Origin of the sequence: Pontiella desulfatans, assembly GCF_900890425.1 — a bacterium.
Taxonomy (GTDB): Bacteria; Verrucomicrobiota; Kiritimatiellia; order Kiritimatiellales; family Pontiellaceae; genus Pontiella; species Pontiella desulfatans.
In genome coordinates, this window is sequence record NZ_CAAHFG010000001.1 from 4,161,229 (window position 1) to 4,188,050 (window position 26,822).

The following is a 26,822-nucleotide window of genomic DNA, read 5'->3' on the forward strand; positions in this document are numbered from 1 at the left end:
ATCCAAACTGACGATCGTGCAAATGGATGTCACCCTACTTGGTGCGCGCAGCCCCTATTGACGTTGGATGGTGATCGAGTATGGCGTTCCATATTCATCGAGCGTTCCGGAAATGGTATCCCCTTCCACGGTGCCTTCCAGGTTTAGGCCATTATAGAACGTCATTTGCAACGCATTTCCGGTGAGGGTGTAGGTTCCTCCCCCGCTATCGCTGTCCGACCAAAAGTCGAAGTAGCCATCGGAATAGAATTCAATGTTCAAGTATTCCCCGGGATCAAGGGGCGATCCATCGAAGGTTTCCACCGACCAATAGCCTTCAACCGTCGGCGGCTCCACCCGTTCGACATCGACGCGGTAGAAGCCGATCGACTCGACCCCGTGGACGGTGTCGGTGAAGCTGTTGGCGGGATAGGCCAGGCCGGTCTGAAGCGTGCGGAACGCTCCGCCGGCGGAGGGGGCCCACTTGACGCTGTAGGAGCGATCGGGCACCGAGATCCATTCGACCACGAAGCCGGCGGCATCGGGCTCGACCCCGGTAACCGCGAAATACGAGCCGCCATCGCGGGGATCGGTGCCGGCGATGAATTCGCTGATATTGTCCTGTCCGTCGCCATCGCCGTCGCCGGTGGCGGCGGCGGAATAATCGACGAAATACATGCCTTCCCAATCGTCCGGCAGGCCGTCGGCATCGAGGTCGTTGCCGCCGGGCATGCGGGCGAGGACGCGGTAGTAGCCCTGCGAGGCCGCGGCATGGACGGTGTCGGTATAGCTACCCTGCGGGAAGTGAATGCCCGTGGCCAGCAGCTGGAAGGGTTCGTCCAACGCGGGGGTCCAATGAACGTCGTAGACGCGCTCCTCTTCCGATTGCCACGAAATGACGATGCCCGACACCACACCCGTTGCCGGCGCATAGGCCGCCTTGAAGAAGGAGGCACCGTTGGTGGGATTGGAACCACTGAGGAACTCTTCGCCGGTGGTCTGTCCATCGCCGTCGCCGTCGGCATCGGCCATGGCATTGGTCGGGTTGCCGAAGTATTCAAGCTCCCACCCATTGGGAATGCCGTCGTCGTCCCAATCCGTCGGAGCATCGATCTTCCACAGGTAGGCCATCTTCCGCCCCTCGGTCATGTTCGGCAAGATGCCGCCGAAGGTGGGATCGGGCAGCGTATCCATCATGGGCTGGTCCATGATTTGCCAAAATTCGGGCGCCATCGCGCGGGTCAGATAGGTCGGTTGGTAGAGTGCGCCGAGTTGAACCAGCTCGTCGAGCTGCACTTCGCCCAGATCGTTGGTGACCACGAACTGCACCGGGGCATAGAGGCTGTCCTCGGCCTGCTGGATCCGGGTAAAGGCCTCCACGCGCTCGGTAATGTTGGATGGATCGTATTCAATGAAGTGCATCAGCATATCGGTTCGCGCCTGGATCAATCCATCGGCGAGCTGCGCGAGATCGATGGCCTCCTGCAGATTGGTTTTGGCCACGGCCAGCTCCGCCTCGAGGCGCACCGACTGGAGGAACTCCGGATGGTTTTGCTTGAAGACATCGATGGGCAGGTTTTCCGGGGAATAAACATCGTCGCCATCGCGCTGTTCCCAATGCCAGCCCCATCCATAATCCACATATTCACCGAACTCGGCATAGGCATCGGTAATGCAGGCATTCGATACGGCAATGGAGGGCGGCACGGGGATTTCCACCTCCAGCAGCCCGTTGGTGTAGATCCAGGCAATATCCTGCGTATTCGAAGCAGTTGCCGAAAACCAAATGTTCGTGTAGCCCCAAACCGGGAAAACCGCAACCTCAACATTGGATTCCAGCCCCAGCCGTATGGTGGCATCCGCGCCCATCAAATCGAACGGCACCTCGTTGAAGGCCATCAGCATATACACCGACGAACCGTTCCAGGCCCCCTTCACATAGTCGATGCTGCCATCCAGAGAACCCTGCAGTTGCACCGGGACCCCCGCCCAGTCGCCGATGGAACCATCCAGGGTAATCGCCGTCTGGGGCACCTCCAGGGGGACGACCATCTTTTCATAATCGATATTGAATTTCTGGGCGTGCAACGTGTGCAACCAGGAACGGGCGCCCATGAGGATGGCCTTGCCCATCGTCAGGTCGCCAATGTCGGCATGGACCGTTTCATCGACCGGGAAATAGTTGGTCGAGATTTCCACCGCCCCCGTCCAGTTGGTCGGGATCGTTTCCAAATCCGCAAAGGATGCGTCGAGGGCCTGCAGGATATTGGTGTACGCAACATCGCTGACGACGTCGAGCAGCGGCGCCGTATCGAAATCGAAATCGCCGGTCACCACGAAGTTGCCGTTGAGCGTGGTGCCGAACTGTTCGGCAAGGTCGTAGAGATCATCGGCGCTCGTCAGGTTCAGCAGACGTGACAGAGCGCGGAAGACGCGCGCGGAGTGGTTGGTTGGCTCGGTGGCCAGCACCGTCACAAAGCATTCTTCGATCAGGTTGAAGCGCGCCGCATCGGGATCGTTGGTGACCGCCATGCCCAGGAGGCTCAACCCCTCTTCCATCGTGTCCGGCACGTTGCCATCGGCCACCAATGGATCGAAACCAAGGATATGTTCCTCGATGTTGGAGAAGAGGTCGCCGTCATAGTTGTCGTCGCGCAAGACGCTGGCCACGTTCGTGATGGCATCGGCCGGATTGTCGTCCACAATCCTTCTTTCCCAAACGTCGAGCATGCCGTCCTCGTCGCGGTCGGCGTGGATTCGCAGGGGCAGCCATCTTTGGTCGGTGTTTCCCCAATCGTCTTCAACCGTCACCACCACGCCATCGTTATAGGGTTCGGTCGGCGTTCCGGAAATCACTCCGTTGGAGGACAGGGTCAACCCGTGCACCACGGGGCCCGGGACTACGGGAGTAAAGACGATGTCCGGGGCATAGTTCATGGGTTGCCAGCTGGATGGGTGCGTATAGTAGGTTCCATTGCCATTCAGACCGATTTCCCCGCCCGAGCTGTTGCCTGCACCATACTTCATGACCATGGTGCCATCGGAATGCAGGGTGACCGACAGGGAAATTTGAGCCAGGGAATCCCAATAGGAAACCCCGTCCCACCGGATGGTAATCGCACCAGGCTCGGTCAGGATATAGACATCGCCGGCAGTCGTATCAATGTCCTCCTGGAGAACGTAGATCGTGGCATCCCAGTCCCCCAGACGGATGTCGCCTTTTAAACCGACATAGCAGTACGTATAGGTTTCATCCCCGAATGGAAAGGCGAACGGCAAAGGCAGATACCAGTCCGTCCAGGTGCTTTGCCAGCCTTGCGCCGTCCCCACCGGGGCAAAGCTGTTGGGTTGCGAGGATACCTCATAGGGAAAGTTGTTCCACGACCGCGACCAGCTCCAGGCATAGGGCGGTGTTCCGTTCGATGCCGTAAGGGTTGCATTGTACGGCAACCCCACATCGCCTTCCGGCAACGCCGTTGTTGCAATTTCCTGCGCCCCGGCCCCGAGGGCCGAAATCAGACAAACCAACCAACACATTCGTTTTTTCATTCCACTGCTCCTTGTTTATATCGTGCAAACATTGCATCGCGTCCATCCAGCAAACCGGCCACGCGGAATGCCCCCTGCTCCGTCGATACCGCGAACGGGGGTTCCAAGGCCATCGATGCCTTCCCGCAACGGATGCGCGAGCCGGTATCGGTCAGGAATTCACATGTCGAAAGCTCCAGCGTCTTGTTCCGCCCCGCCGTGGCCAGCCCGGCCTCCAGCACGCGCACCAGCCCGCCGTCGCGCCCTGCCAGATCGACGGAAAGCCCCCGGATTTCGAGCGCGGAAAAACGGGGATAGGCGGAAAGGATCTTGCGGAATTCAATTTCGAGATCGTCCCGATTAAATCCCGAACCGGCCGGCAGGCCACCCTCGCCGCCGGCCCCGGCCTGTTTGCGGGGAATTGCAATCTTGAGCTGATCGATCACCAGGATGTTGAAGGCCCCGAACGAAAACCCGCCCTTCCGCTGCTTTTCGATGCGGCAGGAGTCGAACTCAACCAGCCTCACCCCGGGCAAGGCACCGCTCTGGATCGACATACCCTCCGCCACCTCGTGCGTGTAGATTTTCGCGGAAGGAACCGAATCGACGGAATCCGGCGGCGCGTCAGCAATGCCAGGCAACCGGTGGGCATTCAGCCCAACGCCCAGCAGCACCGCGCAAAAAAACACGGGAATAACTATTAAAAATCGACCGTTCAAAGCGTCTCCCTGTGCAAGATCGAGGAACACTAGCAACCATACCCGACTACAACCATTTCTTTTTACGGGTTTTTGCATTCTTGCTTATTCCGCATTGCGCATTTCCCGTCAATTGTGTGGATGTTTAGACGGGGTTTCGTTAATGATATGAGTTTTTGAACAGGAGAACATAGTGAAGAATTTCGAACTGGTACGCACCGAAGAGGTCAAGGAACTCAACACGATGGCGAAGATCTACCGCCATGTCCCGACGGGCGCGGAGATTCTTTCGATGGAGAACGACGACGAAAACAAGTGTTTCGGGATCGCGTTCCGCACCCCGCCATCGGACTCGACCGGGGTGGCGCACATCCTGGAGCACACGGTGCTGTGCGGCTCGCGGAAATACCCGGTGAAGGATCCGTTCGTCCAGCTCCTGAAGGGTTCGCTGCAAACCTTCCTCAACGCCTTCACCTATCCCGATAAAACCTGCTACCCGGTCGCCAGCCAAAACCTGAAGGATTTCCACAACCTGGTGGACGTCTATCTCGATTCCGTCTTCCACCCGCGCATCACGCCGGACTTTTTCATGCAGGAAGGCTGGCACTATGAACTGGAGTCGCCGGAGGACGAGCTCAAGTTCAAGGGCGTGGTCTATAACGAAATGAAGGGCGTCTATTCCTCGCCCGATTCCCTGCTGATGGAGGCCTCGCAGCAGTCGCTTTATCCCGACACCACCTATGGCCGCGACTCGGGGGGCAACCCGAAGCATATTCCCGACCTCACCTACGAACAGTTCAAGGCGTTCCACGACTCGTTCTACCACCCCTCCAACGCCCGCATCTTTTTCTACGGCGACGATCCGGCCGAGGCGCGCTTCGCCCTGCTGGAGGACTATCTGAAGAACTACGAAAAGATCGATCCCCAGTCCGGCATCGAGCTGCAAGGCACGTTGCCGGCCCCGGTTCGCGTCGAAAAACCCTACGCCGTCTCGGCCGACGATGAAAACCCGAAACCGATGTTCACCGTCAACTGGATGCTCCCGTCGCCGACCGATGCGGAGACCGTCTTTGCCGTCAACCTGCTCGACCACATCCTGCTCGGCACCCCCGCCTCGCCCTTGCGCAAGGCGCTGATCGAGTCCGGCCTTGGCGAGGACATCACCGGCGGCGGAATTGAAACCCACATGATCCAGATGATGTATTCGATCGGCCTCAAGGGCGTGGAAACCAACGACCTGGAAAAAGCCGAGGCGCTGATCCTCTCCACTTTCAAGGAGCTCGCGGACCAGGGCATCTCGAAGGACGACATCGAAGCGGCGCTCAACACCTTCGAGTTCGAGCTGCGCGAAAACAATTCCGGCGGCTTCCCGCGCGGCTTGTCGCTCTGGCTGAAATCGCTCAACGCCTGGAACTACGGAGCCGACCCGCTCGAGCTGATCGCCTTCGAACAGCCGCTGCAGACCCTGAAGCAGAATGCGCTGAAAGAGGGCTATTTCGAGCAGATGATCCGCGCCTATTTTCTCGACAACACCCACCGCTCCACCATCACACTTGTGCCGGATGCCGAACAGGCCGCCAAGGTCGAGAACGAGGAAAAAGACCGGTTGGCCAGCATCAAGGCCGGCATGTCCGGCGACGAACTCAACGAAATCGTCGCCAACACCAAGCGCCTGCTGGACATGCAGGAAACCCCCGATTCCGAGGAAGCGCTGGCCTCCATCCCGCTGCTCCACCGCGACGACCTCGACAAAACCGTGCGCATTGTCGAGCGCGAAACCGTCGATCTGCATGGCACCACGGTGGTGAAGCACAACCTCTTCACCAACGGCATTCTCTACCTCGATATCGGCCTCGACCTGCATGGCCTCGACCAGGACGACATCCCCTACGCCTCCCTGCTCGGCAGCGCCCTGCTCGAAATGGGCACCTTGCACGAAGACTATGTCTCGCTCTCCCAGCGCATCGCCAAAAAGACCGGCGGCATCTATGGCACCCCGTTCCTTTCCGCGGTAGAGGATTCCGAAAAAGGCGTCACCCGCTTCTTCCTGCGTGGAAAATGCATGGCCAACCAGACCCGCGAACTGCTCGATATCCTGCACGATGTCCTCCTGCAGCCCGACTTCAACAACCAGGAGCGCTTCAAGCAGATCGTGCTGGAGCATAAATCCGAAATGGAGACCGCCATCGTGCCGCGCGGCCATTCCGCTGTCATGACCCGGCTCAAGGCGCACCACAACGAAGCGCACTGGGTGAGCGAAAAGATGGGCGGCGTTGAAGCCCTCTTCTTCATCCGCAAGCTCGCAAGCGACATGGACAAGGATTGGGACTCCGTCCACCAGCGGCTCGAAAAGATCCGCCAAACCCTGCTCGACCGCAGCAACATGTTGATCAACGTCACCGTCGACCCCGCATCCATGGCCGATGTGCTCCACGACCTCGACCGCTTCGTGGAAAACCTCCCGTCCACCGGAACGTTCAGCTCAAAGGAGTGGAAGCGCGGCGAGCTGCCCACCTCCGAAGCCCTCACCGCACCGACCATGGTCAACTATGTCGGCTGCGCGGCCAACCTCTTCGACGCCGGCTACAAGATGCACGGCTCGGCCATGGTGATTACCCGCTACCTGCAGACCGCCTGGCTCTGGGAAAAGATCCGCGTCCAGGGCGGTGCCTATGGCGGCATGTGCTCGTTCGACCAACGCTCCGGCGTCTTCACCTTCGCCTCCTACCGCGATCCCAACCTCGAGAATTCGCTCGAAATCTACAAGGCCACCGGCGACTACCTCAAGAACCTGCGGCTCTCCGACGACGAACTCACCCGCGCCCTCATCGGCGCCATCGGCCAGCTCGATTCCTACCAGCTGCCGGATTCCAAGGGATATTCCAGTTGCCTGCGCCATCTGCTCGACTACACCGACGCCGAGCGCCAGCAGCTGCGCGACGAAGTGCTCGCCACCACGCAAGCCCACTTCAACGCCTTCGGCGAAACCCTCAACAAAGCCTTCGAAAACAACGCCGTCTCCGTCCTCTGCTCCGTCGAAGCCGCCGAAAAGGCCGGACTCAAAACCAAGACCAAGGTGCTGTAGTTTCGCCGTTCCATATGGGGCAGGCAGGAATGCCCGCGCCACAAACGAAAAAGCCCGCTCGAAGGAGCGGGCTTTGCACGTGGATCGTCCTGGCCACTTGCCGGGCAAACACATGCCCTATACCTATAGATGAAATTTCACCCGCAGAATCCTTCCAGCCTACCTGAACGCAAGGAACGGCCTGAAACCGAATAGATATGCCCGCACGGGGCGGTTTGCGGTGAACAACCCGCGCAATCACGGATAGCGGACATAGAAGTCAACTGACACGGAGAAAACACTAAACACGCCAAAACTAAAGGTTCTTCGTGGAATTTTGTGGGGAAAAATGTGCCAACGGCACAACACAGTTTAGCATGGGGCGAAGCCCTATGGTTCGGGGTATTCCCTGTTTCTGCCCTGTAGGGGCAGCACAACAGCCGTCTTGTGTTGCCCATTCAGGGCAAATATTTCTCTTTCGCCAGCCCCCTTGGACTGCGTCCAAGGCTAAGTTGTGTTGTGCCGTTGGCACATAAGCTATGGATTGCTCCCATAAAAAAATACGTAGACCCAAACTAAATCCTTTTTTTAGAATTTTGAGAGGTTCTTTAACCTGTCTTTTTCTTTCTGGTAGGCTACCTTTTCAAGCTGTTTGTTGTAGAGAGGCGTAACAAAATCGACCTGAGTTTTACGACGGTTCACGGTCATGATCGTACCGTTTGAGTGCTGGAACTTGGCATAGGTCGGATCGAAATACAGTAGTCCGGTATCGTTAGGTTTCTTGATCGGCTTCCACTCCCCTCTTTTGGTTTCAGCCGTAACGATTTCTTTCATTTCATCCATTAAGATATTCTGGGATGTGTCTGCGATAAAGAGCTTCGTGTAGGTACAACGGACGCAGTATCCATCAAGATAGTAGTTGCAGATCGAAAAAGAACCGGTGTTGTAGCTGCCAGTTTCAAAACCATTCGCGTTCTTGATGTATATCGTTGGCTTGGATTTGTATCGGGATTCGGCAACTTTTTTAGTGTCGCCGATTCGGGCATGAGTTGCGAGGGACAGGCCAGTAAGAAATACAAAACACACCAACCGGGTTTTTTGTAGTTGATTTGACCTACAACGATGGTTGCTCAACATAGCCTCATGCAAACTCATACTCAAATAACACCCCTACTCTCCCCGAGACTCATTTACAATTTATCCCCATGCGACATGCTACCCACAGAAAAAACGTACACTTATATATTTGATTCAGGATACATGCAAACTTTATGCGAATGATATTTTCCGACCAAGAAATTGTTCAGGAATAACCCTCCACTCAGCGTCACCACTCTCATATACTTTCCCACCTATCTCCAGCGTAGTTTTCGATCCATTGCAGTAGACCCTGGCATCCTCGGCACAGGCAATCCCGGCATGCATCAAGACCAGTAACATTACAGTTCGTTTCATTCTCTTTCCCCTATCTCTAATTAAACACAGCCACTCCCTGAGTGGCCCACAAAGTTCCCACTCAGGAACAAAACCTATCAGATACACCATTATAGTGTGTAGATAAAAATGCAGTACGATGGTGTTCTTTTCTCCGTGAACACACGTAGAGAATCACCTCAGAAGATGCTCGGTTCAGCCATCCGTGAAAGACGGCTGGAGCTCGATGTCAGCCAGGAAAAGCTGGCTGAGCTGGTTGGTGTTCACCGCAACTATGTCGGCAAGGTGGAACGTGGAGAGCAGAACCTCACCATTGAATCGCTGGTGAGGTTTGCTGATACCTTCAAGTGCAGGCCGAGTGAGCTGCTGGGTGAAGCTGGGCTTTAGTTACCCCTCCTCGATCTCCAGAAAACCCGGCCCGTTGCCTTCAGGGTCACAATTTACCCAGATGACTTTCTTTCCCTGTTTCCACTCAGCGGTAAAGCCCCAGTATTCCCCTGTATCATCAACGGCCCCACCGGTGATGGTTAGACCTGTCAGCTCCGGAATTAAGCGATCCAGGCAAGCCTGAGCGTATTCATTTGGTTTACTCATTTTGATTCTCCATTCGTGTTAAAAATAATGGGAGCCGAATTAACGACTCCCCGTGTGGTTGATGATAGACTGAATTGCTTCAGACCGCTTTTGATATGACCTCAGACCGTCCGGGTAATCCACCCAGATTCGCACGCTGTCCCCTTCAAACCCCAGCCACACTTTGATCATGTCTCCCTCACCAACTAGAATATCAGCAGGCAGGTTATCCATGACCAGTTCGGCAGCATTCTGGATCGTCAGGTTTACGGCATTATCGGGCAGTTCACTCCACCGGTTTCCGGCCCAGTAATTTCCGTACTGGTCGAGGACGATGTAGTCGTCATCCATTGATTACTCCTTTACTTGTTTGATTTCATTCAGCTCACCCATGAACAGTTCATATTCATGGGATTCGCTTCCACCGTCTTCGATTTCATCGACCGCCATCGTGTAGAGGTCGATGATTTTGGAACGCTGTTCCGGACACTCTTCGATGGCCTTGCGGGCCTCCTGCAGCAGTTCAGCCTGATAGCCCATCACGCCGCCTCCTGCAGCTCTACGGGTTGCTCCTGAACCCTGGCGTCCATAATGTAATCGAACGCCTTCTGGGCCTCACCACCTGCCTTCACAAGCATCGTGGGATCGGACTTCAGACGTTCCAGCCAGCCTTTCAGGTATGCTGCTTGGTTGGTCTCGGTGGACATCAGAATCCCGCAGTAACCGCAAAGGAATGCTGCCGTCATCTCAGCCACCAGCTCCTCCTGCGAATAGCCATGACTGCCGAAACCCGACGGTTCCATGATGGCTTTCCGACCGATTCTACTGGCGTGGCCTACGCTGTGACCAACCTCATGCCAGAGGGCAGAATAATACGACTCTCCGGACTCGAATGATTCAGGATCAGGCATGCTCACTAGATCCAGCGATGGCGAGTACGACGCCTGTCTGCACCCATGTTTGATCACGGGAGGATTGGGCATCGACTTCACTAGATCCTCTGCAATCTCCAGCGGTGTATGTTCCCGTTTCGGGATCTCCACCACCGGCACCTTGCCTTCGAGTCCTTCACACTGCTCTGTATTGAACACGTTGTAGTAGCGAAGAAAAGCATAGCCCTTTTTGGGGTCATCCTGCTCTTGTGCTTCCACAAAACGCCAGAACACGACAGGACAACTCTTCTCACCCTTCCGGACTTTCCCACCCAACGCCGTCACCTGTTTGAAGCTCAGGAAGTACGGACTCGAATAGCCCAGCATATGCAAAAGGAATACGTTAACTCCCCGGTAGTTCTTTTTGGTGACCAGGTTCTTCGGCATTAAGCTGAGACTCGTCCACGGTTTCTTCCACGGCAGCTCTTGTGTCGCTTCGATCCGCTCTACTAGACGGTCGGTAATCATCTGGTTTATTTTCTGATATGCACTCATTGGATTTCCTTTGGTTGGTTACAAAAAAGGCCACCCGTGATGGATGGCCCTGTCGTCATTGCTGTGGTTTGCTTCTACGCCGCTATGGCATCAGTTTCCTTCTCTTCCATCGCCTTCATGACCCGTTCAGTCAGGATGGCATCGATTTGCTGTTCCCAATGCTTGTCTATCCGATACGGCATCACGACCAATGTGGTCTGGTCGTTTTTCAGCACTACCGGAAACAGGTTCGGGTTGTCTTTCTGGATATGGAGTGTAACGAATTCATCATCAGCCAAGGCAATCAGTTTTGGATCCAGGTAGCATCCGAGTGACGAGGCCACCCATAGCACAAACCTGCTTCCGGTTCCTGTGAAGGAATGGGCCGCCTCATCGGTGTGATCAGGGATCGCCTGCCGGTAATTCGGGAAGACCAGCCCCTCTTCGCATTGCGTCAGAAATACAGCCTTGGCTGAGTTGATCTTGATGTCGTAGATGCCCGCTTCGGCTTCGAGGTTGAAGCTGTCACTGCGCATCCGTTTGCCGTCCGTGGTAATGATGGTGATGCCTGTTTCGGTCTTTTCCACCAGTACCTTGGTGATGACGTGACGAGTGGAGTCTTTCGAGGCACAGGCCAGCACGGACTTCATGCGGGCAAAGTCGGCACGGGTGTGTTTGTCATTTTTGAGTTCTAGTGTATTCATTGGGTTTCCTTTTGGTTGGTGTGAATGAAAAAGACCACCCGGGTGAGGGGTGGTCATAACTTTAAAAAAATCTACCTAAACAGGCATTCACTTACCTATTCAGACAGCCTCATTTTCTCTTGCCAACCTTCACAATCGGCGTATATCTCCGAACAGGAGTTTAGGGGAGGTGCAAGATGAAACGCTCGATACAGAATAAATCCGAAAAACAATCAGGCATTCGCTGTGAAAAACTCGCATGTCTTAAATAGAGAGGGGAATTGGGAACATATAGGAGGTACGAGATGAGAAATTCAGCTAAAGCAACTATCAGCGCAGTCGTATGTTTCGTTTGCACATGCAACCTTTCACTGGCTGATACACGTTACGTGGATATCAGCAATCCGACACCAGCCGTTCCATACACCACTTGGGCTACGGCAGCTAACGATATACAGCCTGCGGTTAGTATAGCTGCAGCGGGCGACACAGTACTTATTGCTGACGGAACATATAACATTACGTCTCAGATTAAAATCTACAAAACACTATCGGTAAAGAGTGTGAACGGGCCGGGTCACGTAATCATTGATGCCAACAGCAACTGCCGGGTGCTCACTTTATCCTCTGGCACCGGAAGCATATCACTGGAGGGGCTGACTTTTACCGGCGGTTACGCAGATGAGGCTGCAACTCGTGGTGGAGGCATTTATGCGTTCGGGAATAACAACGTATTCATATCCAACTGCATTGTTGAGAACAATGAATCTCCCGGCACTGCGGGTGGCATCGGTATTTTCGCTGGTAACGGAAAAGTCTGCTCTGCAACCGTTCAAGACTGCATCATCCGGAACAACGTGGCGGACTATCTTGGCGGCGGAATCCAGACTGTAATATGGGGAGGGGCTTCCGGCTCCATCCTTATTAAGAATTGTTTGGTTCAAAGCAATCGTTCCAGCAACAATGGCGGAGGACTTCAGCTCAAAATGAACGAAGGCGCAAACGGATCAATCACCGTTGAAGACTGCACCATCAACGAAAACACATCCGCATTGGACGGCGGCGGCTTGCTGTGCAATGCGCAGAGTGGATCGATTAATGTTTCCCGATGTCTTTTTTTTGGAAATGAAACCGCACGGGACGGAGGTGGTGTGCGTTTATTGCACAATTCCATGCTTACCGACACCCTGATTGCCGGCAATAACGCAGGCAACAAGGGAGGAGGAGAATACGGAGGTCTTGAAGGCAGTTCCTATATCATCAATTGCACAATTGTCAGCAATCAGGCTCCCGTCGGTGGTGGTGTGAGTAGATCAACGATTCTCAACTCCATAGTCTATGGTAATACTGCTGGCAGTAATCCAAACATAACCGCTGACAGTGATGTTGCATTCTCCTGCTCCCCGCAACTGACAGCAGGAGTGAATGGAAACATCAACAGTGATCCGAAATTCATTGATCCGCTTTCTGGAAATTACCGATTACTCATGACGTCACCCTGTCTGGATTCAGGAACAAACGCATTTGTTTATTCATTGTCTGATCTAGACGGAAGTACTCGCATCAGGGACGGAAACCTTGACGGCACTCCCATTGTGGACATGGGAGCCTACGAATTACAGGCATCTACGATTACGATCGATATCAAGCCCGGCTCCGACACTAACCCCATCAACCTGAAATCAAAGGGGCAGCTATCAGTTGCCATAATAACGACAGAAGGGTTTGACGCTCCAGCTGTTGCCCCTGCCACCGTACGTTTCGCCGGCGCATCTCCAGTGCATACGGCGTATGAAGATGTCGATCAGGATGGGGATATAGATCTCTTACTTCACTTCCTCACACAGGAACTTCAGTTAAGCGATACATCTACTCAAGCATACCTGATCGGACAGACTCCAAACGGTCAGATTCTCATGGGGGTTGATACAGTCATGGTAGTTCCAAAGAAGCGATAGCTCATCGCTCTTGGAGTTTGACAGAAATGGAGGTGTGAGATGAAAAAATTGAAAATAATACTGATTGGAATGATGGTGCTACCAGGAGTCACCGTCGCAAATGCCGAGCTTCCAAACTTCAGGCCATACGGTGGACTGGATTATATGTTTATCGACACAGTTAATTATGGAGGGGAAGCGAATCTGGGAGCAGTCAGGGGGAAACTGGGAGCGGAACTGAATCCCTATCTGGCACTGGAAGGTTCTGTCGGGACGGGGGTCGTTTCCGACCATGACGACAGATTCAATGATAAGGTGAAGTTGACACAAATATGGGGGCTCTACATCCGGGGAATCTTACCGCTTCATGACCGGATAAAAGTTTATGGTCTGTTTGGTATTACGAGAACAGAATTTGAAGGTACCCCCGCCGATAGTGGCCAGACAGGAAGTTACCACACAGCTGGCTACTCTTATGGCCTCGGCTTTGAAGTCTTTCCTCTAGATAACCTCGCTATAGTCGTTGAGTTTGCCAGCCTGATTGATGAGCTTGAAATAAGCGGTTCACGAGATGAGAACGAGCTTGAAATATCAGCGGTAACACTAGGTGCCAAATATTATTTTTAGGTGGCATGGAGGTCAAAATGAACCGTGCTCTTAATAATAAAACTTGGATCAAAGGGCTGACCATGGAATGCCCCCACGGCATACCGGTAAGCGACTGCCCTTTAAACGGATTGCGAAGCCTCCCTATTTCCGAGGCCAACAGAGTGATCAACGAAATGAATGACGAGCAGGTCAATGCCTACATGAAGACCCATCGGAAATGTTATAATCATCGGGTGAAATCGCAGACCGTTTAAATGGTTGTATCGACCCCCACATTCCCCCTTGCCAATCTCAAGCAAAGGAGTATATCCCCAATTAGGGGTTTAGGGCACTGGAGGTATTAGATGAAAGCCAAAGCAGCACTCACAGCGGTACTGACCATCGCCTGCACCACCGTGCTCCATGCACAGATGGTTTACATTGACTCGCTTGAAAGCAACGGTCAGCTTACTGCAACCACGCCCTCGAATTCCCATTACTCCATAGAGTGGGCAAGCTCACTTACCCCCACCGCTCAGTGGTATCGGACATGGGCTGAACTAAACAATATCCCAGGAACGAACATGACCGTCGAAGTTCCCATGTTCTACCGGGTTTCCTGCTACACGAACGGATTGATTATCGATCCCACGCTGGACCGCACCTACACCTATCAGGTCACAAATTCATATGGGGAAGTATGGGGTAACGATATTTCAACGCACGGTCTTACTTATCTCCCTGCCTTAACCAATACCTTCCTGCTATACTCAACGACTTATTCCTGGAGCGGAGATATGCCTTTGGGTGCAAAACAAGGCCCCGATTATGGCTTTGTTAGAATCACAGGAGATACGATGTATCTGGGTGACCCAAAATACACGCACGAAGTCATCGTGTGGAAAAGGGCTCCAACAGGAACAACGTGGACCAACGGCCATAATGAAGTCATCACCGTAGAGGGCTATGAAAACATTACCGTTCCAGCCGGCACATTCACAGATTGCATCAGGCTCCACCGAAAGGATCTCGGATCAACAGGGTCAGAAACAGGACATCGGGAATGGATAAAACCAGGGTTCATGCTGGTAAAGGAGGTGCGTTATTCTGATTTCGTAGATCCACCCGAAGCAGCACCGATGGTGCTGGAATTGCATTCGTGGAGTGATGATTAGTCGGTATGGGATCGACAACAGCCCCGTATGCTCACCTTGCACGGACTCTATATACAGCGTATAGCAAACCTATCTCTTCCCTGTATTGATTAGGTAGGATAGGTTTCTGATAAGCCAAGGTTTCAGCCCGTGCAAGGCGTGCATGGTCATTCCGCTAACGCTGATTCGGCATCGCCTTGGAATATGAACTCGTCCAGAGTCTCCTGAATTGAGACCGCCTCACTATCCACCAGATCAGCCAAAACCGCTATCGCTGATGGACTGACCTCGACGGTATCGTCACCGCAGTACCGCAATAGACTCAGCAGATGAGCCACAGCCACAATACGGTCTACCCGCTTTGTAACGGCGTTCCGCATCTCCAGATACCGCTCCAGATCATCAGGATGGATCAACATACCCGACTTCAGTTCTACAATCTCATCCGCTTTCATTGTCACCTCCTTCCAGCAATAATGGTTCGTGGTTAATGATTTGTTTCGATTGACGCATCCCAGCGATGGCCTTCACCCCGGAATAGGCACCTAGACCTAATCCTGTTGCGACAGCCACACCACCGGCTCCCATCAGTACAAAGCTGGAGCCATAAACGAGCACGCCCACACCTGCCATACCTAGGCCGAACGTTGATCCGGCCCCGCACGGGGTGCCGTAGTTGCGGTGGTTCATATATCCGCTGACACCAGCAACCAGTAACCCGACACACACTAGTCCTTGACCAGCGATGGCCAGCAACGGAGATACAGCAATCCCTGCTGCACCGACAACAAGGTAAAATTAAGCCCTTCCGCCTGCTGAAAATATTTAAGGCTTTGAGGTGAGTCTCCGCTGATTCCGACAATCTCAACATCCTCGTTCGAGTCTTTGCTGACAAAGTCACGATAGCTACATGCCTGCTTAGTACAACCACCGGTCATTGCGGCCGGATAGCAGGGTCAGAGACATCAGCACGTCTCTGCTCGTGATATCGAAGTAGCCCCAGCTCTATTAAAGCGGGATGAACCGGAATCAATCTGCGGGAACGGGCATTCTTGAGGCTCTTGGCTACCTCCCCTTCCGTCGTTATATTGAAGCAAGGGATGTCATCCACAACGCAGAGATCAGATACCGAGAGCTGGGCAATTTCATTTAATCTGGCACCCGTGTACAGACAGCACAGCGTTACCCAGAAACGTTGATGCCTAAGATCGCCCCCAGATGCCGTTTGCACTGCCAGTTGATTAACCATCCTCTGAAGTTGATCAACAGAATAGCTATCCCGTTCTTTGCTCGGAGCTTTTTCCAACGAGAGCGTTAGATCAACGACCGGATTAATATCGAGGTATCCATACTTCACGGCATAATTGAAGACTGTGTTGATGTGGCCGAGCTTATGATTAACCGTTGCCGGTTTCATGGCCTCGGCTTCACACTCTTCCGCAATCGAACGAATAGGCCGACCGACATATCTATTGATCTTATAAAAGTTCGGAGGAAGCCGAAGCAGTCCCTTGTCCCTGAACTCCAGAAGCATCTTTCTGGTGTAGTGGTCTACAGGCAGGTCGCCATGCCACTCAATCAGAAGCCTGACCGCCGCCTTGCGAGCCGATATGGATGTTTTCTTACATGGCTTCGACTGCAACAACTCATGCAATACCACCGACAGCAATGGTGCTTCATTGCGAGGCTTAAGCTGAGCAATGTTTAACGGCATCAAGAAATCGGATGGGATGCATTGCTCTGCCGGAATCGTTGAACCATGCCTGAATGCATGGAACTGCCTCTTATACCGATCCCGCAACTCACACGCCTGAGCGAAAGCTGCAAACGGATCTATCGTTCGGAGGCTTTTCGAGATCTCCCGCTTCCCGCCAAAGTGAATCCGAAGATCTTCTGGAATAATCAAACGGAAATAAAACGTGTTTCCACGCTGATGAATGTGACTCAATCGAACTTTCATATCTCTCACCTATATGTGACAGACATGCAGCAAACAAGGCGGCCGCTTTCGCAACCGCCTTGTAGCAAACTACTTATGAGAGTGGTGCACCCGAATGGAGTCGAACCATCACGCCATTGCTGGCACAAGAACCTGAATCTTGCGTGTCTACCAATTTCACCACGGGTGCGATGAAGGGCGAATTTATACGCATCGGATCGATGCGAGTCAACGCCCTAAAGCGAAAATTTTTCATCCCGCCGAAACGGGCAGGAATCAGCCGAAAAAGGCGTGCCCAAGGGCTAGAACGGCTTTCTTGCGGTCGATCTCCTTGACGGCGAACATCATGCTGATTTCGGAGGCGCCCTGGTTGATCATCTCGATGTTGACGCCATGCTCGGCGAGCGCGTTGGTGGCCTTGGCGGCCTGGCCGACGGCATAGTGCATGCCCTCGCCCACCACCATGAGCAAGGCGAGGCCGTGCTCGACGGAGACCGCGTCGGGAGCGAGCTCGTTGGTGATGCGCTCGACCACGGTCTTTTCCTTTTTCCCGAGTTCTTCGGAGCGGAGGATGATGGACATGTTGTCGATGCCGGACGGGGTGTGCTCGTAGGAGATTTCCTCGTCTTCGAGAATCTGCAGCAGGCGGCGGCCGAAGCCGACTTCGCGGTTCATCATGTATTTATCGATATAGATGGCGCAGAAGCCATCGGCACTGGAAATGCCGGCTACTTCGGTCTGCTCGTATTTGCGCTCGGGCACGATCAGGGTGCCCGGGGCTTCGGGGCGGTTGGTATTCTTGATGCAGATCGGGATCTCGTGCTTGACGGCTGGAATGATGGCTTCGTCGTGGAAAACACCAAACCCGGCATAGGCCAGTTCGCGCATCTCGCGGTAGGTCATGAGGTCGATGGCCGGCGCATTGGGGACAATGCGCGGATCCATGGCATAGACGGAATCGACATCGGTAAAATTTTCGTAGACCTCGGCCTTCACGGCCGCCGCGAGGATGGCGCCGGTGATGTCGGAACCGCCGCGCGGGAAGGTGGCCACATCGCCGGCCTTGGTGCTGCCGAAGAAACCGGGGAAAATGACGATGTCGGATTCGCCCTTGAGGGCCGCCAGTTTTTCGAAGGATTCGGGCAGCACTTCGGCGTTGCCGAATTCATCGGAGAGCAGCATGCCCGCTTCCCCGGGGTTGATGTATTTGGCCGGATGGCCCTTTTTGGTGAAGGCTTCCGCAATCAGCTTGGCATTGTTGTCCTCGCCGGAGGCCTTCATGGTGTCCATGAACTGGAGATCGTTGGAGCCGCGGCTTCCGATGCGGCCGCGCAGGTCGGCCTCGATGGTTTCAACCACCGACTTCGGCAACGCCAACTCGTGCTGGATTTGGGCATAGCGATCCACCACGGCCTTGAGCGCGGATTCATGGTTTTCGCCGTTGAGCACGGCGGTGGCCAGCGCGATCAACAGATCGGTCACCTTGGCGTCGTCGCCGTGGCGTTTGCCGGGCGCGGAGACCACAACGATGCGGCGGTCCGCGTCGGCCGTGACGATATCAATGATCTTGGAAATCTGCTCCGCGTTCGCCACGGAGGAACCACCAAATTTTACAACTTTCATACTATTCACCGTTTTGAACCACAAAGACACGAAGGCCACAAAGGCCAATTCCTGATAAGCTTGGAGTCCTTTGTGTCTTAGTGGTTAATTGTTTATTCGAAGTCTTCGAGGCGCATGCGGATGGGGGTGCAGGTGGAGACATCGAGCGCGTCGATTTCGGCGATGGCCGCCACAAACTCGGACTCCTTGGCCTTCTGCGTGAGAATCACCACCGGGGCGCAGCCGCTCTCGTGCAGTTCCTTCTGGACGACGGAGGCAATGCTGATGTTGTGCGCGCCGAAAATATTCATGACCTTCGCCATGGACCCCGGCTTGTCCTCCAGGCAGAGGCGGATGTAGCAACGTTTCTCGATGCTGCCGGGGGCGCAATAGTCCAGCTCGGACTTCTGGAGCATCATTGTAACGCTCACCGGAACCCCCTTGCCGTTGAGTTTGTCGGATGCGGCTTCCATGATGTCGCCAATAACCGCACTACCGGTCGGCAGGCGCCCTGCACCGCGTCCGTAGTACATGGTGTCGTCAACAATGTCGCCCTTCACGAACACGGCATTGAAGGAGTCGCTGACGGATGCGATCATGTGGGTCTTCGGCACCAGGGCCGGTTCGACGGAGAGTTCCACCTCGCCGTGGTTTTCCTTGATGATGGCGAGCAACTTGATGCGGTAGCCGAGCTCCTCCGTATTGCGGATTTCGGAGGCGGCGAGGCCGCGGATGCCTTTGGTCGGGCAGGCTTCCATGGGAACGGGCGCGCCATAGGCCATCGAGGCGAGCACAACGGCCTTGTGGGCGGTGTCGATGCCGTCGATGTCGAGATCGGGCGGGGTTTCGGCATAGCCAAGCGCCTGGGCATCGGCCAGGATTTCGTCGAACGGCAGGCCTTCGCGCTCCATGCGGGTGAGGATATAGTTGCAGGTGCCGTTGAGGATGCCGTAGATGCTTTCGATCCGGTTGCCGATGAGTCCGGCGCGCTGGGAGCGCAGGATCGGTATCCCGCCGCCAACGGAAGCTTCGTAGTAGATGCCGGTGTTGTTTTCGCGGGCGGTTTTATAGATTTCCTCGCCGTGGTCGGCCAGCAGCGCCTTGTTGGCGGTGATGACGGGCTTGCCCCGCTTGAGCGCCTCGAGCGTGAAGGTGCGCGCAATGGAGGTTCCGCCAACGAGTTCCACGATCAGGTCTATGCCGTCGTCGGTGATGACGGACATGGCATCGGTGGTCAGCACGCCTTCGCCCACGCTGATGCCGCGGTCGGTTTCGATGTCGAGATCGGCGATTTTCGCGACCACCGGGACGATTCCGGTTCGCTCGGCCATCAGCGCCCCGTTCTTCTGGATGCCTTCGACCACGCCGGCACCGACCGTGCCGAATCCGAGTATACCGATCTTGATTTCTTTCATATCTACTTCCTGTTGGGTGAAAAAACGAAGCGCAACCATAGTTAAATGGACTTTCGACTCAAGCCAAAAGCCCATACTTTAAAGGGGATCCCACCTATTGGAACCCCCTTCCGAAATCCGGTTTTCGCACCGCTAATAGCGGGTCGACTTGGGGCGCGTGGGATGGGTCCGGGTGCAGGTTTTGTCGAAATAGGCGCCCACCGGGAGTTTTTTAAGGTTTTCCAGGTTTTCGAAGAGCCATTTGCTGGTTTCCGAGTGCGCGATGATGATTCCGCGCTTATCGGTTACCGTGACGAGATAGCCGTTGTATTTCCTGCCGCGGTAATCGTCGTCGTAGAGATATTCCATCACCTCCACCTTCTTGCCCTTGAATTCGTGGGACAACTGGTTTGCCCTGGAAGGGGTGAAGCTGCTTGAACCGCGGTCGAGCAGGATGAACTTGTCGCCATACGTTTTCCGTTCCGCGCCGATGGCGAAATATTCCACCTGCAGCTCATGGGGATAGGGCCGGGCGCTGGTCTGCTTCATCTTCACCCCGAACACATAGTCGAAAATCGTTGCGTCCTGGTTTTCAATATAGGGTCCGGTTTCGACGAAGCGCTGCCCGGACTGCTTCGTGAAGGTAATGTTGAACACCGGCGCCTTGGCCAGATCGATGAACTCCAGATCCTCGGGCGACATCTGGGCAACCGGGATTTTCACGGTTTTCCCCTTTTCGGTTTTCAAAACCAGCTTGTCGCCCATCACGGAAACAAACTCCGCTTCGACCGTTTTTCCATCCGTGCTCGTCCACACCCGCATTTCCGCCTGCACCTGGTGCAAGGGGATCAAGACCACCAGTGCGGCAAGGCCCAGCCATCCAGCATGTTTGATTGTCGTCATATCCGCTACCTCAATAATCCCTGAACACCGGGCCGTTGGTGACACTTGCCTCGCCCTCGGGCATGGTCTCGTAAATGGCATCGACCAGATCGTGGGAAGGCTCGGTGGTCTTGAAGATCGGGAGGATGGGGCCGCCCTGTCTGTTTCTAGGATAATCCACCCCTTCCACTTCGACCGTCAGCATGGCGGAAAACTGGCCGCCCGGCTCCTCGCCGATCAAGACATCCATATCCAAGGGGACTCCCGCCTTGAGCGTGATCCAGTCGCCGACCACGGCCGTGTTGTTGCCGAGGTAGAACTTGCGGCTGTCCGCCGACTTGCTCGACCACCCCCGGCAGGCGGACTGCATGGCCTCCTCGGAATTGCCCGGCCAGCTCGCGTTCAGCACGATCTTCCCATCCACGCGGACCACCAGGTTGTCGTCCCCCTGCCCCCAGAACCGGAAGGTGATGTCCTCCTTGTGAACCAGCTGGCCCTTGTAGTGGACCGCCCAGCAGTAGCCGATCGTATCGGCCTCGTCGAACGCCGACGGGGCAATCGAGGAAAGGATGGCCGGAACCATGATCGTGGTGGCATACAGTTGTTTCGGGGAACGGTAGTATTGGGCAATGGCCGCAGGTTTCCAGCCCCGCAGCACAAACTGCTTCATCTCCTCCGTGTATTTTTCGCGCGACATGGGAATCGGCCTGCCCTGGCGGTTGCGCTTGAAATCGATGAACGTGCCCACGAAATCGTTGCCAATGCTTTGGCCGCCGCCGAAAATGGTGACCTCCCCCAGATCCGGCATGATTTCGAACCCGCCGATGCCGCCGGCCAGGCCGTCCGCCATCCCGCTCATTTCCGGCAACTGGATATCCGGCATGCTGGCGCGCTTGACCTTGGTGACAATGCGGGTGGTCGGCTTGGGCTTGGAGGTTTTCTTCACCTTCACCTGCGGCTTCTTGAGCTTCATTTTCGGACGATCCACCGGCGCCGGGGGAACAAACTTCTTTTCCTCCTTCTGGACCACCGAAAACACCACCAGCATACCCGCCAGCAGGAATGCCGCCGCATGCACCAGCAAACTGACGACAAACCCACTCGGTGCTCCCTTAACCACACCCTTTGCCTTATTGAGCCGCTTCTTCATTCACCACTCCGGAAAACCCTCTCTTCGTGCCGCGTCATCGCAAGATGAAAACCACCATCCCCGTTCGTCAGGCTCCAAATGGCCAAACGGCAGAAAAGGCGGGACGCACCACGGATCACGATTTTCGCAAAAAGTAATCCAGAATGGGTTCCCGGTCAACATTCCCTTGCGCCTAGCTTATACCTTTTCCCGTCAGGTCCGGGGCGCCTCCATGGAAAAAGGCCGGAACCCAAGGGAGGGGCCGGCCTTCCATCGCTTTTCCGGAACTGATCGCGGATCACGGATTCCGGTTGTGGAACCCCGGACGGGACTCATCCGCCGCGTGTTCGGGCCTGGCGCTCCAAGCATATTTTTTCACGATGTTTTTGGGCACGGCAACCTCGCGCTCCCGCACCGTACCATCCGGCGCCTTCATGGTAACCTTGACCCAGATGCCGTTGAGCTCGCCCTCCAGGTCGATCAGCTCGCCCTCGGCCGAACTGCTGGCATTCCGGTTGAGGATCGTAACACTATCGGTTGGCAAGGTCTTGCGGGCATGGGGCGCCAGGGCGTCAACCTGCAAACGCCCGGATTCCACCCGCTCCTCGGCCACCGCCATATAGAAGCCTTGTTGCTGTCCGCCAAAGCGGGAGTTGCCCCGGCTTTGCTGCGGCTGGTCGTCGCCGTCTTCCCGCACCGCGCGCTCCTGGTCATAGAAAATGCGGTATTCGAGATCCAGTTTTTCCAGCCGAAGGTTGCTGCGGTTGGCCAAGGTGATATCGTAGCGATAGCGAACGTTCTTATCGACGGCGACCACCTCGGGACTACCCCGCCTCCGCCGCCGCCTTCACCCCCGCCACCGCCGCCGCCGCCACCGCCCCCCCGCCGCCTGCCCGAGCAGCCCGCCACCACCGCCGCCCTGCCCGCCTGGCCGACCTTGCCCGTCCTGCGTCGACTCATGCTTTGTCTTCCACTTGCGGATTTCAACGCGGCTAAGCGTGACCGGAAACTGCGTGGCCGACATAAACTCGGTCACCGGCCCCCACGTCATGATGTAGGCCTGGTCTTCCGGGGCAAAGGCCTTGCTGCAGATCCTGATCCGCTGGCCATCGTCCCGCAAAATTTCCACCTTGTCCGTATCGCACTCATAGGAGAGCACCCTTGCCCAGAGCTTGCGTCCATCGTTCGCGGCGAACTCGCGGAACTCCTTGGCCGGCCGCGCGCCGGCGGTGATTGTGGCCAGCAACAACGCTAGCGCTCCCACTTTCATTCTTTTCGTTCCTTGGCTTGTTCTTGTCTTCATGGCATATGCCTCCTTAGCTTTAGACGGTGCCATTGAAACAGGGAACCATGACAACCAACCCCGGCAGGCCATTAACTTTTTGTCATCATGCATTCCCGCCTTGCCTCCCAGGGGGATTATGCCGCGGCGGAACGGGAAACCGGCTTCCGGACTCCGTAAATTGATTCGGACAGCTTGGCCGCGGCGGCGGTGTCGCCGAGCGCGACGAGGCAGTTCATGATGCCCTGCACGGGCCAATCGTCGTTGCTGATTCGGCGGGCCTGTTCATAAAAGCCGATCGCCTCCTCGTAGGCGCCCAGCCGGTAGGCAAGCCAGCCGGCCCGCAGGAAAACCGCGTAGGATTCCCGGTCGTCGGCCAGGATCAGCTTATGGATTTCCAGGGCCTTCCGGTAGTCGCCCCGGCTCTCCGCGCGGCGCGATTGGGCCCAGTGCTTCTCCCGCAAATATCTCTGTTTTTCGGTCGCATTCATCGTCATTGCTCCTTTCGGTTTCCCGATTACGAAGAGCATTGAAGCCGATGAACATGACGCGGAACGGCGCGGCAAAATTAACGGTTTGTCATGATGGGTAGGCGGGGCTATTCGCCGAGGGTGCCGAGCTCTTCGGCCATATCGATGGCCAAGCGCTCGCGCTCGAATTCCATGCGGGCCGTACCCAGGGCGGTTTCGAGGATCCGCTTGTGGATGAGTAGCGCATCGCGCGACTGCTCCAGGGGCAATGTCTTCATCCGCACCAGGTCTTCCTCCAACCGCTCCACCAGGGGCTGGATGAGCCGGTTCCGCCGTTCAATGCCCTCATTGAGCGCCAGCGACGTGTTGAGCAGAACGAGCAACCGCTCCTCCATTTCCGCGTTCCGCTGATCCATGGCGGAAACCGTAAGCGCCTTCTGCTCGCGATACAAGGCGATGTCCGGATTCCGGGTTCCCCACGGCAGGACGAACGAGGCCGAGATGCCCCAGCTATCGGCATTGTCGCCCGAGTAGCCCATGCTGTATTCCGGTTGGATATATTTGAAACGGAAGCCATCTTCGGAACGCGCAACGGCCTCGGCCGCGCCCAGCGCCAGGGCCTCGGTTTCGAGTTGGCGGTAGTCGGCCCGGTTCGCACGCGCCCGCTGAACGAGCTCGGCAAGTTCGAGCCGTTCCGGCAGCGCGAGGGTGGCCGTTTTGGAGAACGCATCCAGATCGGCCCGGTCGCCCACGCCCAGATGCAAGCGCCGCTCGACTTGGATGAATTCCACCTCCACCTGGTCGCGTTCATTCATCAGGTCGAGATAGTGGCCATAGAGCTTCGCCCGGTCGGCCGCGGCGAGTTCGCGCGATTCAACGGCCTGGTCCGCCCGCGCCAGGAAGGGGGCGATGCGCTCCATCTCCATCGCATAGAGAGCGAGCTCCTTCCGCAGCACGCGGTAGGAGCAGAAATCGCGATAGACCTCCAGCAAGTCCCGCCATTCCAGCGCCGCAATCCGCAACCGCTCCGACTCGGCGACGAGGGTCAGCCGCTCGCGCAGCTTGTCCTTGCTCCAGCGGTCCGGCAAATAGATCCGCAACGCAACGCCGACACTGTCGTCCGTCACGCGCGGGCGCAGTTCGATGCCGTATTCCGAGCGACTTTTCGCCCGCGCGGCGGCTTGCTCCACGGCAATCGACTCCTCCATCAGCGCGCTCTCGGAACGGGAGCGCACCGTGTGCTTCAACGCCCCGGTCTCCATGGCCTTGTCCAACTCCCCGTCCGCGAACAGGACGTGCGGCAACAGGCAGCAAGAGATGCGGAATAAGATGCTTCGGAGCTTCATCGTTTCCCCATCCATTGTTCCATGATGGAGATGTCCGGAACCACGACCACCCGCTCGCCGGGCACCAGTTCGTCGCCCTCGTCGAGTTGGATGACGATACGGCGGCCACGCAGGATCTGGTCGCCGAAGCCGGTGAAGACGGGCAGCTTGCGGATATCGGCGGTCACCGTTTGCACCGTGCCCATGTGGACTTCACGGCTGGCCGAAGCAATGACGCGGCACTTTTCACCTTCCATGATATCGCCGCGCCGCTCCTCAGGCACGAAGGCGATGATGCGGGAGGTGGAAACATTGCTGATGCGCAGGATGGGGTCGCCGGTTTCCACCACGTCGCCGGGTTGGTGCAGCACCTCGGCCACCACTCCGGCGGTGTTCGCCTCGAGCCGGCATTGGGCGGCCTGAAGCTGCTTGAGTTCCTCGGAGTTGAATTGTTCAACATGGCTCTGCGCCGCCGCGAGCCTTTTTTCGAGCTGGGCGATCAGGTCGGGATAATGGCCCAGTACCTTGCGCGTGGCCTCGATTTGCGGGCGGAGGTCTTCGGCATCCTGTTCGAGCAGCAGGTTTTTGGAAAGCAGGTCCTGCGTCCGCGTCCAGCGGCTTTCCAAGGCCTGGAGCTCCGCCGCCGTCTTGGCCTCATCGAGCTTGAGGTTTTCCACATCGCAACGGATGGCGTGCACCTTGTCGCTCGTCTTCATGAGCGAGGCCTGGTCCATCAGCAGTTCGGTGGCCAGCGCGACGTTGTCGAGTTCGCCGAGCAGTTGCCCGGCATGGACGGCTTCGCCCATGCCGACCAGCAGGGTTTTCAGGCGGCCGTCCTCGATCGGCGAAACATATTCATAGGTGCGCTCGGCCACGCCGTGGAAACGGATGCGGTGGAGCCCGCCGGGCAGCAGCAGCAACACGGCAACCGCGGCGCTCAGCCAAATGACCCACGGCCAGCTGCTGAAAAGCTGCTTGACGAGATGCCGGCGGCGGTGGCGCAGGGCGGGACGTTGGAAATTTCGATTAGTCATGGTGCATCCCCCTGCTTAAAGTTCCACGGTCGTGCGTTGCATGACGAGATTGACTTCCGCGATCGAGTCGAGCGCTTCGAGCTTCTTGACGATGTCGACCTGGTAGGAAGGATCGATCAGCCGGACCTGGTAGGAATATTCGAGCAGGTCGCCCTGCACGGCTTCGCGCATGGCGAGCAGCATGTAGGCGGAGCAGCATTCGGCCAGCACGGCGTCCACCTCGGTGCGGGCGGCATCGTTGTCGGCTTCAACCAGGAAGCGCAGCATCGCCTCGTAGCGGCGGCGCGTGGCGAACGGCGCCCAGTGCAGCAGCACGATCACGGAGCTGAGCAGCACGCATCCCGTCACCGCCACGGCAAACATGCCCGCGCCGCAGGCAATGCCCAGCCCGAGCGCCGCGAACAGGAACATCATGTCGCGCGGGTCGCGCACCACGGTGCGGAAGCGGATCAGCGAAAGCGCGCCGAGCACCCCGATCCCCCGCGCAACGCTGTCGCCCATCGACATCATCACCATGCACACGATCATGCCGCCGAGAATCAGCGTGTGCACGAACGAGCGGGAATAGGAGAGCGACTGGAACGTCAGCTGGTAGAGTTTCGCAATCACGGAGCACAGCACAAAGCTCAGCAGCATCGCGGAGATGACATGCTGCAGGCTCAGGCTCTGCCCGCTTCCGGCCGCGGCCAACAGGTCGGCCAATCCACTTGTATCCATAGTA

Annotated in this window: 28 protein-coding genes and 1 tRNA gene; 5 read left to right on the forward strand and 24 right to left on the reverse strand. The window is 56.2% G+C overall.

Annotation, left to right across the window (positions count from 1 at the left end; translation table 11 throughout):
• Window positions 1–54 precede the first annotated feature (54 nt).
• Together E9954_RS14745 and E9954_RS14750 are read right to left on the reverse strand one after the other, a co-directional pair.
• Window positions 55–3,528 (reverse strand): hypothetical protein, encoded by a 3,474-nt coding sequence (locus E9954_RS14745; RefSeq protein WP_136079909.1) that lies wholly within the window; start codon window positions 3,526–3,528, stop codon window positions 55–57.
• The gene (locus E9954_RS14750; protein ID WP_136079910.1) at window positions 3,525–4,226 is read right to left on the reverse strand and encodes a hypothetical protein; all 702 of its coding nucleotides are present in this window, start codon (window positions 4,224–4,226) and stop codon (window positions 3,525–3,527) included. Before E9954_RS14750 ends, E9954_RS14745 begins: the two co-directional genes overlap by 4 nt.
• Window positions 4,227–4,398: 172 nt before the next feature.
• Here E9954_RS14750 and E9954_RS14755 point away from each other — a divergent pair, with 172 nt between their 5' ends.
• Window positions 4,399–7,290 carry an insulinase family protein gene (locus E9954_RS14755; protein WP_222847187.1) on the forward strand — a complete coding sequence of 964 codons (2,892 nt, stop codon included), beginning with the start codon at window positions 4,399–4,401 and terminating at the stop codon, window positions 7,288–7,290.
• A 567-nt stretch (window positions 7,291–7,857) separates the two neighbouring features.
• Here E9954_RS14755 and E9954_RS14760 read toward each other — a convergent pair.
• Both E9954_RS14760 and E9954_RS32525 read right to left on the reverse strand, forming a co-directional pair.
• On the reverse strand, window positions 7,858–8,430 hold the full coding sequence (locus tag E9954_RS14760) for a hypothetical protein (RefSeq protein ID WP_136079911.1): 573 nt from the start codon (window positions 8,428–8,430) through the stop codon (window positions 7,858–7,860).
• A 108-nt stretch (window positions 8,431–8,538) separates the two neighbouring features.
• Window positions 8,539–8,724, reverse strand: a complete 186-nt coding sequence (locus E9954_RS32525) for a hypothetical protein (protein ID WP_168442277.1) — start codon at window positions 8,722–8,724, stop codon at window positions 8,539–8,541.
• A gap of 135 nt (window positions 8,725–8,859) precedes the next feature.
• Here E9954_RS32525 and E9954_RS14765 point away from each other — a divergent pair, with 135 nt between their 5' ends.
• Window positions 8,860–9,090 carry a helix-turn-helix domain-containing protein gene (locus tag E9954_RS14765; protein WP_222847188.1) on the forward strand — a complete coding sequence of 77 codons (231 nt, stop codon included), beginning with the start codon at window positions 8,860–8,862 and terminating at the stop codon, window positions 9,088–9,090.
• On the opposite strand, the gene E9954_RS14770 is transcribed toward E9954_RS14765, so the two are convergent.
• The 5 genes from E9954_RS14770 to E9954_RS14790 form a co-directional block, all read right to left on the reverse strand.
• On the reverse strand, window positions 9,091–9,297 hold the full coding sequence (locus E9954_RS14770) for a hypothetical protein (protein WP_136079913.1): 207 nt from the start codon (window positions 9,295–9,297) through the stop codon (window positions 9,091–9,093).
• A gap of 39 nt (window positions 9,298–9,336) precedes the next feature.
• Entirely contained in the window at window positions 9,337–9,627 is a 291-nt protein-coding gene (locus E9954_RS14775; RefSeq protein ID WP_136079914.1) for a hypothetical protein, read from the reverse strand.
• A 3-nt stretch (window positions 9,628–9,630) separates the two neighbouring features.
• A complete protein-coding gene (locus tag E9954_RS14780) occupies window positions 9,631–9,816 on the reverse strand; it encodes a hypothetical protein (RefSeq protein ID WP_136079915.1) in 186 nt (61 codons plus the stop codon).
• Entirely contained in the window at window positions 9,816–10,703 is an 888-nt protein-coding gene (locus E9954_RS14785; protein WP_136079916.1) for an ArdC family protein, read from the reverse strand. Before E9954_RS14785 ends, E9954_RS14780 begins: the two co-directional genes overlap by 1 nt.
• A gap of 74 nt (window positions 10,704–10,777) precedes the next feature.
• Window positions 10,778–11,386, reverse strand: a complete 609-nt coding sequence (locus tag E9954_RS14790; protein WP_136079917.1) for a hypothetical protein — start codon at window positions 11,384–11,386, stop codon at window positions 10,778–10,780.
• 284 nt (window positions 11,387–11,670) lie between these two features.
• Between E9954_RS14790 and E9954_RS14795 the strand changes: the two genes are divergently transcribed.
• From E9954_RS14795 to E9954_RS14810, 3 genes are all read left to right on the forward strand, one after another.
• Window positions 11,671–13,323: a choice-of-anchor Q domain-containing protein gene (locus E9954_RS14795; protein ID WP_136079918.1), complete on the forward strand. Its 1,653-nt coding sequence runs from the start codon at window positions 11,671–11,673 to the stop codon at window positions 13,321–13,323.
• 39 nt (window positions 13,324–13,362) lie between these two features.
• Entirely contained in the window at window positions 13,363–13,929 is a 567-nt protein-coding gene (locus E9954_RS14800) for a porin family protein (protein ID WP_136079919.1), read from the forward strand.
• Window positions 13,930–14,255: 326 nt separating this feature from the next.
• Complete coding sequence (locus E9954_RS14810; protein ID WP_136079921.1) at window positions 14,256–15,065, forward strand: hypothetical protein; 810 nt, start codon at window positions 14,256–14,258, stop codon at window positions 15,063–15,065.
• A 146-nt stretch (window positions 15,066–15,211) separates the two neighbouring features.
• Here E9954_RS14810 and E9954_RS14815 read toward each other — a convergent pair whose 3' ends face one another.
• The 15 genes from E9954_RS14815 to E9954_RS14885 form a co-directional block, all read right to left on the reverse strand.
• Window positions 15,212–15,499 carry a hypothetical protein gene (locus E9954_RS14815; protein ID WP_136079922.1) on the reverse strand — a complete coding sequence of 96 codons (288 nt, stop codon included), beginning with the start codon at window positions 15,497–15,499 and terminating at the stop codon, window positions 15,212–15,214.
• Complete coding sequence (locus tag E9954_RS14820; protein ID WP_136079923.1) at window positions 15,486–15,734, reverse strand: hypothetical protein; 249 nt, start codon at window positions 15,732–15,734, stop codon at window positions 15,486–15,488. The genes E9954_RS14815 and E9954_RS14820 overlap by 14 nt, the downstream gene beginning before the upstream one ends.
• A 38-nt stretch (window positions 15,735–15,772) precedes the next feature.
• Window positions 15,773–15,982: a redoxin domain-containing protein gene (locus tag E9954_RS33680; RefSeq protein WP_136079924.1), complete on the reverse strand. Its 210-nt coding sequence runs from the start codon at window positions 15,980–15,982 to the stop codon at window positions 15,773–15,775.
• A complete protein-coding gene (locus E9954_RS14830; RefSeq protein ID WP_136079925.1) occupies window positions 15,979–17,004 on the reverse strand; it encodes a DUF6538 domain-containing protein in 1,026 nt (341 codons plus the stop codon). Before E9954_RS14830 ends, E9954_RS33680 begins: the two co-directional genes overlap by 4 nt.
• Before the next feature lie 82 nt (window positions 17,005–17,086).
• Window positions 17,087–17,173, reverse strand: a tRNA-Leu gene (locus tag E9954_RS14835).
• A gap of 86 nt (window positions 17,174–17,259) precedes the next feature.
• Complete coding sequence (locus tag E9954_RS14840) at window positions 17,260–18,606, reverse strand: aspartate kinase (RefSeq protein WP_136079926.1); 1,347 nt, start codon at window positions 18,604–18,606, stop codon at window positions 17,260–17,262.
• Between the two features lie 92 nt (window positions 18,607–18,698).
• Window positions 18,699–20,000, reverse strand: a complete 1,302-nt coding sequence (locus E9954_RS14845) for a homoserine dehydrogenase (RefSeq protein ID WP_136079927.1) — start codon at window positions 19,998–20,000, stop codon at window positions 18,699–18,701.
• Window positions 20,001–20,132: 132 nt separating this feature from the next.
• Window positions 20,133–20,882 carry an SHD1 domain-containing protein gene (locus tag E9954_RS14850; RefSeq protein WP_168442278.1) on the reverse strand — a complete coding sequence of 250 codons (750 nt, stop codon included), beginning with the start codon at window positions 20,880–20,882 and terminating at the stop codon, window positions 20,133–20,135.
• 10 nt (window positions 20,883–20,892) lie between these two features.
• Complete coding sequence (locus E9954_RS14855; RefSeq protein WP_136079929.1) at window positions 20,893–22,011, reverse strand: hypothetical protein; 1,119 nt, start codon at window positions 22,009–22,011, stop codon at window positions 20,893–20,895.
• A gap of 277 nt (window positions 22,012–22,288) precedes the next feature.
• Window positions 22,289–22,807: a hypothetical protein gene (locus E9954_RS14860; RefSeq protein ID WP_168441856.1), complete on the reverse strand. Its 519-nt coding sequence runs from the start codon at window positions 22,805–22,807 to the stop codon at window positions 22,289–22,291.
• A 30-nt stretch (window positions 22,808–22,837) separates the two neighbouring features.
• Window positions 22,838–23,293 carry a hypothetical protein gene (locus E9954_RS32885; protein WP_187357954.1) on the reverse strand — a complete coding sequence of 152 codons (456 nt, stop codon included), beginning with the start codon at window positions 23,291–23,293 and terminating at the stop codon, window positions 22,838–22,840.
• Window positions 23,294–23,409: 116 nt separating this feature from the next.
• Window positions 23,410–23,763: a tetratricopeptide repeat protein gene (locus tag E9954_RS14870; protein ID WP_136079931.1), complete on the reverse strand. Its 354-nt coding sequence runs from the start codon at window positions 23,761–23,763 to the stop codon at window positions 23,410–23,412.
• Between the two features lie 107 nt (window positions 23,764–23,870).
• Window positions 23,871–25,088: a TolC family protein gene (locus E9954_RS14875; RefSeq protein WP_136079932.1), complete on the reverse strand. Its 1,218-nt coding sequence runs from the start codon at window positions 25,086–25,088 to the stop codon at window positions 23,871–23,873.
• Complete coding sequence (locus tag E9954_RS14880; protein ID WP_136079933.1) at window positions 25,085–26,101, reverse strand: HlyD family secretion protein; 1,017 nt, start codon at window positions 26,099–26,101, stop codon at window positions 25,085–25,087. Before E9954_RS14880 ends, E9954_RS14875 begins: the two co-directional genes overlap by 4 nt.
• Window positions 26,102–26,116: 15 nt before the next feature.
• Complete coding sequence (locus E9954_RS14885) at window positions 26,117–26,818, reverse strand: DUF4956 domain-containing protein (protein WP_136079934.1); 702 nt, start codon at window positions 26,816–26,818, stop codon at window positions 26,117–26,119.
• Window positions 26,819–26,822 lie beyond the last annotated feature (4 nt).

Coding starts and splice junctions, on each gene's coding strand:
- E9954_RS14745 (WP_136079909.1), bottom strand. CDS start 3,528: ATGAAAAAACGAATGTGTTGGTTGGTTTGTCTGATTTCGGCCCTCGGG.
- E9954_RS32525 (WP_168442277.1), bottom strand. CDS start 8,724: ATGAAACGAACTGTAATGTTACTGGTCTTGATGCATGCCGGGATTGCC.
- E9954_RS14770 (WP_136079913.1), bottom strand. CDS start 9,297: ATGAGTAAACCAAATGAATACGCTCAGGCTTGCCTGGATCGCTTAATT.
- E9954_RS14775 (WP_136079914.1), bottom strand. CDS start 9,627: ATGGATGACGACTACATCGTCCTCGACCAGTACGGAAATTACTGGGCC.
- E9954_RS14780 (WP_136079915.1), bottom strand. CDS start 9,816: ATGGGCTATCAGGCTGAACTGCTGCAGGAGGCCCGCAAGGCCATCGAA.
- E9954_RS14785 (WP_136079916.1), bottom strand. CDS start 10,703: ATGAGTGCATATCAGAAAATAAACCAGATGATTACCGACCGTCTAGTA.
- E9954_RS14790 (WP_136079917.1), bottom strand. CDS start 11,386: ATGAATACACTAGAACTCAAAAATGACAAACACACCCGTGCCGACTTT.
- E9954_RS14795 (WP_136079918.1), top strand. CDS start 11,671: ATGAGAAATTCAGCTAAAGCAACTATCAGCGCAGTCGTATGTTTCGTT.
- E9954_RS14800 (WP_136079919.1), top strand. CDS start 13,363: ATGAAAAAATTGAAAATAATACTGATTGGAATGATGGTGCTACCAGGA.
- E9954_RS14810 (WP_136079921.1), top strand. CDS start 14,256: ATGAAAGCCAAAGCAGCACTCACAGCGGTACTGACCATCGCCTGCACC.
- E9954_RS14815 (WP_136079922.1), bottom strand. CDS start 15,499: ATGAAAGCGGATGAGATTGTAGAACTGAAGTCGGGTATGTTGATCCAT.
- E9954_RS14820 (WP_136079923.1), bottom strand. CDS start 15,734: ATGAACCACCGCAACTACGGCACCCCGTGCGGGGCCGGATCAACGTTC.
- E9954_RS33680 (WP_136079924.1), bottom strand. CDS start 15,982: ATGACCGGTGGTTGTACTAAGCAGGCATGTAGCTATCGTGACTTTGTC.
- E9954_RS14830 (WP_136079925.1), bottom strand. CDS start 17,004: ATGAAAGTTCGATTGAGTCACATTCATCAGCGTGGAAACACGTTTTAT.
- E9954_RS14840 (WP_136079926.1), bottom strand. CDS start 18,606: ATGAAAGTTGTAAAATTTGGTGGTTCCTCCGTGGCGAACGCGGAGCAG.
- E9954_RS14845 (WP_136079927.1), bottom strand. CDS start 20,000: ATGAAAGAAATCAAGATCGGTATACTCGGATTCGGCACGGTCGGTGCC.
- E9954_RS14850 (WP_168442278.1), bottom strand. CDS start 20,882: ATGACGACAATCAAACATGCTGGATGGCTGGGCCTTGCCGCACTGGTG.
- E9954_RS14855 (WP_136079929.1), bottom strand. CDS start 22,011: ATGAAGAAGCGGCTCAATAAGGCAAAGGGTGTGGTTAAGGGAGCACCG.
- E9954_RS32885 (WP_187357954.1), bottom strand. CDS start 23,293: ATGAAGACAAGAACAAGCCAAGGAACGAAAAGAATGAAAGTGGGAGCG.
- E9954_RS14870 (WP_136079931.1), bottom strand. CDS start 23,763: ATGAATGCGACCGAAAAACAGAGATATTTGCGGGAGAAGCACTGGGCC.
- E9954_RS14875 (WP_136079932.1), bottom strand. CDS start 25,088: ATGAAGCTCCGAAGCATCTTATTCCGCATCTCTTGCTGCCTGTTGCCG.
- E9954_RS14880 (WP_136079933.1), bottom strand. CDS start 26,101: ATGACTAATCGAAATTTCCAACGTCCCGCCCTGCGCCACCGCCGCCGG.
- E9954_RS14885 (WP_136079934.1), bottom strand. CDS start 26,818: ATGGATACAAGTGGATTGGCCGACCTGTTGGCCGCGGCCGGAAGCGGG.